The organism is Citrobacter sp. Igbk 16 (assembly GCF_028069755.1).
GTDB lineage: Bacteria > Pseudomonadota > Gammaproteobacteria > Enterobacterales > Enterobacteriaceae > Citrobacter.
The window spans coordinates 101886-111112 of sequence record NZ_JANEWJ010000017.1 but is presented as its reverse complement, the minus strand read 5'-3'; the positions used below and the strand labels follow the sequence as shown (position 1 = coordinate 111112).

At 49.5% G+C, this 9227-nt stretch carries 7 protein-coding genes and 1 pseudogene; 7 read left to right on the top strand and 1 reads right to left on the bottom strand.

What is annotated here, in order from left to right:
- From NNO03_RS13280 to NNO03_RS13270, 3 genes and pseudogenes are all read left to right on the top strand, one after another.
- Positions 1–757: pseudogene (locus NNO03_RS13280) on the top strand (hypothetical protein); the annotation flags it as partial.
- A gap of 342 nt (positions 758–1099) precedes the next feature.
- A complete protein-coding gene (locus NNO03_RS13275; protein WP_271449737.1) occupies positions 1100–1747 on the top strand; it encodes a hypothetical protein in 648 nt (215 codons plus the stop codon).
- 27 nt (positions 1748–1774) lie between these two features.
- Positions 1775–2725: a hypothetical protein gene (locus tag NNO03_RS13270; protein ID WP_271449736.1), complete on the top strand. Its 951-nt coding sequence runs from the start codon at positions 1775–1777 to the stop codon at positions 2723–2725.
- A gap of 125 nt (positions 2726–2850) precedes the next feature.
- Here the strand turns inward: NNO03_RS13270 and NNO03_RS13265 are convergent, their stop codons facing one another.
- Complete coding sequence (locus tag NNO03_RS13265; RefSeq protein ID WP_271449735.1) at positions 2851–4131, bottom strand: putative acyl-CoA thioester hydrolase; 1281 nt, start codon at positions 4129–4131, stop codon at positions 2851–2853.
- A 224-nt stretch (positions 4132–4355) separates the two neighbouring features.
- Here NNO03_RS13265 and hutI point away from each other — a divergent pair, with 224 nt between their 5' ends.
- From hutI to hutU, 4 genes are all read left to right on the top strand, one after another.
- On the top strand, positions 4356–5579 hold the full coding sequence (gene hutI, locus NNO03_RS13260; protein WP_271449734.1) for an imidazolonepropionase: 1224 nt from the start codon (positions 4356–4358) through the stop codon (positions 5577–5579).
- On the top strand, positions 5576–6517 hold the full coding sequence (gene hutG / locus NNO03_RS13255) for a formimidoylglutamase (protein WP_271449733.1): 942 nt from the start codon (positions 5576–5578) through the stop codon (positions 6515–6517). Before hutI ends, hutG begins: the two co-directional genes overlap by 4 nt.
- 87 nt (positions 6518–6604) lie before the next feature.
- Entirely contained in the window at positions 6605–7330 is a 726-nt protein-coding gene (locus tag NNO03_RS13250) for a histidine utilization repressor (protein ID WP_271441241.1), read from the top strand.
- 211 nt (positions 7331–7541) lie between these two features.
- A complete protein-coding gene (gene hutU / locus NNO03_RS13245; protein WP_271449732.1) occupies positions 7542–9227 on the top strand; it encodes a urocanate hydratase in 1686 nt (561 codons plus the stop codon).

Genomic DNA, 9227 nt, shown 5'->3' with positions numbered 1-9227 from the left:
TTTTAAAGTTGCTAGCTATAAATTGATATCAGGCAAGTCAATTAAGGCTATGAGGACTATTGACCCCAATTTTAATGAGAAAGAAGAAATTGATGCTATAGCTAATATTATGAAATCAAAGATTAAGACCTTTTTGTACAATGATGGGCTTAATGTTGTGATTTCTGAAATGAAAGTGCCGCGTGATAAAGAAAATTTTCTGGTGGGAATTAAGGAGAGGTTTCAAGATTTTGTGTCTATGTATCGTCGTATGCTAGTAGGGCCGGGGGGACTAATACCTGATGAGGGGCTTGCATATCGTATATATAATGGATGTCTTCAGGTGGCAAGAATAAAAGACAATGCTATTACGTCAACCAGTTACAGTCTTACTGAAGGGACAAAACCCAATAAAATGTTTGTGCCAAATCTGGTGACTACTAATATGCCTATTGAAACCAACGAAGCTATTGTTTTAAGCACATTCTTAGATGCTAAGGTTATACCCATTACTGACCCTGACTTTATAAAGGCTAACTCAATGGAATACTTGATGTCAAATATGTTAGAGATGGCAAAGAAGCAAGGGCGTGATAGGAGTGATACACTACTTGATGATAACGATTCACATGTTTCGAATCCATCAGAGAGTGATGAAAATGAGGCGGTTGCGGCACAGCCTTCAAATGAGACACCTGCTGGCGAGACTCAAAAACCGCTTTTCAATAGAAGAGAATTACGGCGTGTTCTCAGCCACCAGGCTGTACTGGTGCAATAATAAGGTAGCGATGTCCAGGGATGGCGGTCAGCCATCCCTTTGCGCAATTACTGCTTAGGTTTTGCAATTACTTTGCTACCAATGCCGCGGTTATTGTATTCCCATACTCGGTTGAATTTAGTATATAAACGATATTGATATTATTTTAAGTTGATTTTTTCATCTATACACAATTTAAATAATTTCCGTGACTTTAAGGGAAAGAAGATATATTTCTCTGAATTATATATTACCGGTGGGCATGGATGTAACTTATACGCAAAAAACCTGAATTGTGAAGGCATATAAGCGTATTTAGACTATCAGCTAATTTATAGTGGCAGGAATATTTGGAGTGAAAAAATGAGTGACATGAGCATATCGGGTTCATTGAGTTCCACCGGTGGCGTACAGAGTCATCCTTCGGAGACATCAGGCAACACCAGTGCTGGCAAGCTTAGTAAAGATCTTAAATCGGTTGCAAATTCAGCTGAGCAAACATCAGAAGGACTTTCCCGAGCGTCTGCTATTAGCTGTGTGCCTGAAGGTGAACCCAATATTCAGCCTTCTGCGTGTATCAGGGTACTTCAGGTGCCGGGTGGCAGAGCGCAGATTAACCAAATGGGGGACTCTGGTAACAGCGGGGCGTCAACTAGGCTTAAAATAAACGAGCCAGCCGATCCAACGAGCCAGACAAGCGAAATATCAGGTAGTGGTTCCCCTGTAATTCTGGGCGATAAGTCGCCCGAAACGGATGTGATTGATTATGTTAATTCACTTAAGCGTGAGTTTAGAAATCTGTTTCCAGAGAGTCTTATTACTATAAAGAACTATGCCTTAGGCATAGTTCTTATGGAAAAACAGCTGAGTCACAAAAATTGGGATCTGCAGAAATCATATTTCCTTAACGAAAATATGCTGGCTCGGCGTCTGACTACCACTAGAGAGAAATACGCTGAAAGCATCAGGGCTCTGTCCGCGGACTGGCGAATAATCTCAGAACAAAACTGAAGTGTTAAAGATACGCTACGCTGCGCGGTGATTGAAAATTTAATTAATTTAGGTAGGAAGCATAATGTATTAGATTCTGATGCTATAAAATATTTTCCGATAATATTACTAGAGGAACAATCAGCCATATATACTGATTATAATTCTTCCTTGAAGAATATGGCAAAAAAAGATCATGGCAACTCACAAGGTGACTATATATATGGAAATAATGTGCGAAATGACGATTTATTTGGTGCTAGCATATACAAAGATCTACCTTTGGTAGATAAAATAAAATCCCTGAAAAGTGAAATTATCAACGAGATTGATTTTAAACAATATCATGCTAATGTTGATGGTGATATGGCTGTTTGTGTTCTTTCTTCATATTTAGCAAGTCTGAATATTTACCTTCACATTCTCAAATCTCCTGATAGAAAGGCACTTAATATAAATAACGAAGCTAAAGGTAAACATGGCAATAAAGAGAAGGTATTTTGTTACGTGCCTGGAGATACTTTAAAAAATGGAGTGTCTAATTTTGTAAAGGATGGAATGTCGTATTTAGCAAAAAAGGCTGAAACTCGCAAGCATATTTTTATCTTTTTGAAAGATAGCCATTATCAGGCGATAATACCAAGAGAAAAACTAAAAAAACAACTAGCAAAAGGAAAAATAACACAAATTGAAATCGACCAAAAATTAGATATTATAATTAATAATGCTGGAGATAGTAACTGTCTTTTCCACTCAGTTGCTGATGTGTTAAAATATAATAAGATAGATAAGACTGTAGATGGCGATCTTCTTAATAATCGGACAAAAGAATATCTTAATGCTAATTTTGAGCGCTTATTTAACGGACTTTATGTCCAAATTGAAGTAGAAGAATCTCAAAATAGTGTATATGGCATATCAGCAAGCTCTCATTTTAGGAAACTTTCCACTCTTATGTCGCAATATAAAGCTGCTGTAGAATCTTCTCGCCGGGTGTAACGCCTCAAGAGTCTGTAGAGGGCAAACTGGTTTTGGGGTTACCGGCCCAGCCGCCAGACTGTACTGGCGTAATAATAAGAGTGACCTATTCAGGGATGGCGGTAAGCCATCCCTTTGCGCAATTACTACTTAGGTACTGCAACCACTTTGCTACCAATACCGCGGTTGTTGTATTCCCACATGCGGTTGAAGTTGGTGTCGTTCAGGTTGCGCTGAATTTCACCTTTGTCATCTTCCGCACCGGTGTTCCCGGCAAACGGACGTTTTGAGATAACGCTGTCAGCCCAGGGTTTTGCCATGTTAAAGCCTTCGTTGATCACGCTGTCGCGAATAACCACCTGACCGTTAGTGTTGGAATCGACATCCAGCGAGCGGCCCAACTGCGCGACGCCATCGCCTGCTGCGGTAAAGCGGCTATTGGTGGCGAGGAAACCGTAGTAAATATTCGACAGGGTTGCTGGCGCAAATACGTAGGCTTCCTGCTGGGTGCGGGAGTTTACTACGCGGAAATCGGTGTTATCGAACACTACAGCACCGCGACCAGAAACCATATCCACATCGCCTTCAATGTAGCTGTTCGTTACCAGCGTACGCGGCTGACGATCGTTTTCCAGACGGTTTTGCACGCCGCTATTGGTTACGAAGAAGGTGTTCTGACGTCCCAGAATATTGACCTTGTCGATCTGCACTTTATCGCCATCGGTACGCAGTGCGACGGCCGGGTGGTTACCCGCATCAACGCTGTCACCGAGGTTATTTTCGATGGTCAGGTTCTGCAACTGCAGACCATTGTTTTGCGACCAGACAACCGCAGAACACATCACGCCGATGTTTGTGCCACGCTTATTCTGGCAATTATCATACATATACCACGCAGGTTTACCCGGCATATATTTTCCGCCAGGGTTCACCGTACGACGCCAGTCTGCGGTACTCATTTCGCCATCAATAGCCTGGCCAATTTTCACATCAAGCGGTTTTTCGCCCATACCGTAGAGCGTCAGGCTTCCTGTCGCGGCCGGAATATAGACCGTGCCCTGATACTCGCCAGGCATGATGGCGATGTACTGACGCTTATTGGTGCGTTTGATGATTGCCGCATCAACTGCCGCCTGAATACTGGTATGGGTAACGCCTTGAGTTCCTGCTGGGCCAACGACAAAGTCAGGCTGGGCGGGCAGGGAAATAGCGGAAGGACTCCATGGCGCAGTGTTTGGCGTCAGAGCTGAAAAATAATGTGCAGCGACAAAATTTTTCGCTTCATTTGCCGACAGAATCGGGCGCATAGACGTTCCTGGCGCGGTCTGATCGGAAGGACGTTGATCGGGCGGTGTAGAGCTACAGGCTGTCAGCGTCACGCCAAAAGCCATTGCCAGCGCCAGACGGGAAACTGATGAAATGTTCACAGGTTGCTCCGGGCTTTGAAAGTTATCCATTGAAGCCTGCTTTTTTATACTAAGTTGAGCGAAACGGGAAGGTGAAAAGGTAAAAAGTTGTTTTTTATAGCAGCGATGTCGGGTGTAGAGAGTCCTTATATCACAATTAGATAACAATTTTGGTCCTTCAGGTTGACAACATCCACAGGATGCAAAATAAATGTCTATACAACCTATGACAAGTGGTGAGTCGAATGCAGCAATTTTTCCCTGATGATGCTATCTGGCGTAATGTCCGCCTGGCGACCATGGATCCTGAACGTGATACTCCGTATGGGCTGGTGGATGGCCATGCGCTAATCGTCCGTCAGGGTAAGATTCGGGACATTGTGCCTGAGTCGTCGTTATACCTTACACACGATAATACCCTTGATATGCAAGGACGATTGATTACGCCGGGTCTGATTGACTGCCATACGCACCTGGTGTTTGGGGGCAATCGTGCAGGTGAATGGGAACAGCGGCTAAATGGCGTATCCTATCAGCAGATAAGCGCCCAGGGTGGCGGTATTAATGCCACCGTGTCGGCGACGCGCAGCGCCTCCGATGAGCAGCTCTTACAGCTGGCGCAGGGGCGAATGGAACGGTTGATCAAAGAAGGCGTTACGTTGCTGGAAATCAAATCGGGCTACGGCCTGGATTTGACGACAGAAGAGAAAATTTTACGCGTCGTGGCTGCGCTGGCGGCAGCTAACACCGTCGAAATAAGCCCAACGCTGTTAGCTGCACATGCCACACCGGCGCAGTATCGCGATGATCCCGATAGCTACATTACGCTGGTTTGCGAAACGATTTTGCCGCAGTTGTGGGAACAGGGATTGTTTGAAACCGTTGATCTGTTCTGTGAAACCGTGGGCTTTACGCTGGCGCAGAGCGAACGCGTATTTCAGGCCGCGCAGGCGTTGGGCATCCCGGTTAAAGGTCATGTCGAACAACTGTCATTACTGGGCGGGGCGCAACTGGTTAGCCGCTACCACGGATTATCAGCCGATCACATTGAATATCTGGACGAAGCGGGCGTAGCGGCGATGAGCCAAAACGGTACGGTTGGTGTGCTATTGCCCGGCGCTTTTTATTTCCTCAAAGAGAAACAGCGTCCGCCAGTTGAGTTATTACGTCAGTATCAGGTTCCGATGGCGGTGGCGACCGACTATAACCCAGGCACCAGCCCGTTTATTAGCCTGCATTGGGCGATGAATATGGCCTGTGTACAGTTTGGCTTAACGCCGGAAGAGGCATGGGCGGGCGTAACCCGTCATGCGGCCCGGGCGCTGGGGCGTCATGCCACTCACGGACAACTGAAAGCCGGGTTTGTGGCCGATTTTGTGGTGTGGGATGCCGAACTCCCGGTCGAGATCCTCTATGAACCTGGGCGTAACCCGCTCTACCAACGCGTATTTAAAGGACAATCAGCATGACTAACTGGCAACCTGCTTCTCCTTCGCTCTGGCAGGGGCGAGATGACCGCGCCGAGTCGCCGACTGCGCTGCGCCTGTTTCAGACTCTCACGCTGAGCCCGACGTTTAGTCCAGAAATGTACTCTGAGCAGATAGCACTGCTTGGTTTTGCCTGTGATGAAGGCGTTAAGCGTAATCAGGGACGTACGGGAGCCGCCGGAGCGCCGGACGCGCTGCGTAAAGCACTGGCCAATTTAGCCAGTCACGCGGGCCATCAACGGTTGGTCGATTTGGGAAACATTGTGGCCCAGGCACCCGACCTTGAAGGTGCTCAGCAGGCGCTGCGTACAGCGGTGCAGCGTTGCCTGCAGGCGGATATGCGTACCTTCGTGTTGGGCGGGGGACACGAAACGGCATTTGCGCATGGTGCAGGGGTGTTGGATGCCTTCCCGCAGGCAAAAGTGGGGATCGTCAACCTCGATGCGCACATGGATCTACGCTACGCCGAACAACCCACATCCGGTACGCCGTTTCGTCAACTGGCACATCTCTGTGAGCAACAGCAGCGTGAATTTCATTACGCCTGCGTGGGCGTCAGTCGGGCTGCGAATACCCAGGCTTTGTGGGATGAGGCGCAACGGCTGGGGGTCATCGTGGTGGAAGATCTGCACTGTCATACGGCTCAGACTCAGCTGGCGCAATTTGTTGCAAACATGGATGTCATCTATCTGACTATCGATCTTGACGTATTACCGGTATGGGAAATGCCGGCCGTATCCGCGCCTGCCGCGTTGGGGGTCCCGCTGGCGACGTTGTTGGGGCTCATTGAACCCCTTTGTCGCAGCGGTAAATTACAGGCGGTGGATATGGTTGAGTTTAACCCGCGTTTTGATGACGATGGCAGGGCGGCACGCGTTGCGGCACGATTGGGTTGGCAAATTGCGCACTGGTGGCACTGATATGCCTAAGGGAATTGCGCTTATCAGGTCCGGGTTATACCTGTAAACTGCACTTATTAAAATTCTCAGCTTAAGGAAGGCTAACGAATGCACCGAACCCGCCCCCAAACTGCTCCGGCTCCTTTTTACGAAAAGGTCAAAATGGAGATCAGTGAGAAGATTTCCAGCGGTATTTGGCAACCTCACGATCGTATCCCATCGGAGGCGGAACTGGTGGCGCAGTATGGTTTTAGCCGTATGACGATCAACCGGGCACTACGTGAGCTAACGGATGAAGGATTGCTGGTGCGTTTGCAAGGGGTGGGAACATTTGTCGCCGAACCTAAAGGTCAATCCGCGCTGTTCGAAATTCGCAGCATCGCGGATGAAATTAATGCGCGCCAGCATCAGCATCGATGTGAGGTCCTGACGCTGGAAAGAACCCGGGCAAATGCGCAGCAAGCCACGGCGTTAAACGTCAAAGAAGGCACCCCCATTTTTCACTCCATCATGGTGCACTATGAGAACGAGTTGCCGGTGCAGATTGAAGATCGCTGCGTGAATGCGGAGATTGTGCCGGAGTATCTGTTGCAGGATTACAGCCAGACCACGCCGCATGCTTACCTGTCACTCATCGCCCCTTTGACGGAAGGGGAACATATTGTCGAAGCGGTACGCGCCAGCGCGGAAGAGTGTGCGCTGTTGCATATCAAAGAGCACGATCCCTGCCTGTTGATCCGCCGGAAGACCTGGTCGGCGTCTTCTATTGTCTCTCATGCCCGCTTACTTTTCCCTGGTTCCCGCTATCGTCTGCAAGGGCGATTTATGTCCTGAAAATCGTGATTGCTGCCGCAGTATGGCAAAAATGTAGCTCAGTTGTTAATTGCGGTCTTGCGCCTGATTGTATAGACAAGTATATACTTTTAGCTAATGTGATCGTTAATCGTAGGCCTGATAAGACGCGTGTATGCCGCCATCAGGCGCTGTGCCGGATGGCGGCATACACGCCTGATCCGGCCTACATTCAGCCTGAGGAGTTTTTGTCATGTCTCACAGCAAGTATCGTCAGCAGGATGTGCGTGCCCCACGCGGCACTACCTTAACGGCCAAAAGCTGGCTGACCGAAGCGCCGCTGCGCATGTTAATGAACAATCTGGACCCTGACGTGGCGGAAAATCCGCATGAGTTGGTGGTGTACGGTGGGATTGGCCGTGCAGCGCGTGACTGGGAATGCTATGACGCCATCGTCAAGGCACTGACCGAACTGGAATCTGATGAAACTCTGCTGGTTCAGTCCGGGAAACCGGTCGGCGTGTTCAAAACTCATGACAATGCGCCCCGCGTGCTGATTGCCAACTCCAACCTGGTGCCGCACTGGGCGACCTGGGAACACTTTAACGAACTGGACGCCAAAGGGCTGGCGATGTATGGCCAGATGACTGCCGGGAGCTGGATCTACATCGGCAGTCAGGGCATCGTGCAGGGGACGTACGAAACCTTCGTTGAGGCCGGGCGTCAGCATTATCAGGGTAACCTGAGTGGACGCTGGGTGTTAACCGCCGGGCTGGGCGGCATGGGCGGTGCGCAACCGCTCGCAGCTACGCTTGCGGGCGCGTGTTCTCTGAATATTGAATGTCAGCAAAGCCGCATTGATTTCCGTCTGCGCACCCGTTACGTGGATGAGCAGGCCACCTCACTGGACGACGCTTTAGCGCGTATCGACAAATACACCCGCGAAGGTAAAGCGGTGTCCATTGCATTGTGCGCGAACGCAGCCGACATTGTACCGGAACTGGTTAAGCGCGGCGTACGCCCGGATATGGTCACTGACCAGACCAGCGCCCATGACCCACTGCACGGTTATCTGCCGTCCGGCTGGAGTTGGGAAGAGTATCAGGCGAAAGCGGTATCCGATCCGCAAGGTACGGTACAGGCGGCAAAACGTTCAATGGCGACGCATGTTGAGGCGATGCTAGCGTTTAGCAAAATGGGTGTACCGACGTTTGATTACGGCAATAACATTCGCCAGATGGCCAAAGAGATGGGGGTGGAAAACGCCTTTGATTTCCCTGGGTTTGTGCCTGCTTATATTCGTCCGTTGTTCTGCCGCGGCATTGGTCCGTTCCGCTGGGTAGCGCTTTCCGGCGATCCGCAGGATATTTATAAAACCGATGCCAAAGTGAAAGAGATCGTGGCTGATGATAAGCATCTGCATCACTGGCTGGACATGGCACGTGAGCGGATCAACTTCCAGGGCTTACCGGCACGTATCTGTTGGGTTGGCCTGGAATGGCGACAAAAGCTGGGTCTGGCATTTAATGAGATGGTGCGCAGCGGTGAAGTATCTGCGCCGATTGTTATCGGCCGTGACCATCTGGATTCAGGCTCTGTTGCCAGCCCGAACCGCGAAACCGAAGCGATGCGCGACGGTTCTGACGCGGTATCCGACTGGCCGTTGCTGAATGCGCTGCTTAATACCGCCAGTGGTGCGACCTGGGTATCACTGCACCACGGTGGTGGCGTTGGAATGGGGTTCTCCCAACATGCCGGCATGGTGATTGTTTGTGATGGCTCTGATGAAGCTACTGCACGTATTGCCCGGGTATTACATAACGATCCGGCGACAGGTGTCATGCGCCATGCCGATGCCGGGTATGACATTGCAGTGGAATGTGCCGTCGAAGAAGGGCTGAATTTGCCGATGATTGCCGCCACGCAGGGGAAACGCTGA

Excerpts from the sequence above, each read along its gene's own strand:
- NNO03_RS13275 (WP_271449737.1), top strand. The coding sequence starts at position 1,100 with ATGAGTGACATGAGCATATCGGGTTCATTGAGTTCCACCGGTGGCGTA.
- hutI (WP_271449734.1), top strand. The coding sequence starts at position 4,356 with ATGCAGCAATTTTTCCCTGATGATGCTATCTGGCGTAATGTCCGCCTG.
- hutG (WP_271449733.1), top strand. The coding sequence starts at position 5,576 with ATGACTAACTGGCAACCTGCTTCTCCTTCGCTCTGGCAGGGGCGAGAT.
- NNO03_RS13250 (WP_271441241.1), top strand. The coding sequence starts at position 6,605 with ATGCACCGAACCCGCCCCCAAACTGCTCCGGCTCCTTTTTACGAAAAG.
- hutU (WP_271449732.1), top strand. The coding sequence starts at position 7,542 with ATGTCTCACAGCAAGTATCGTCAGCAGGATGTGCGTGCCCCACGCGGC.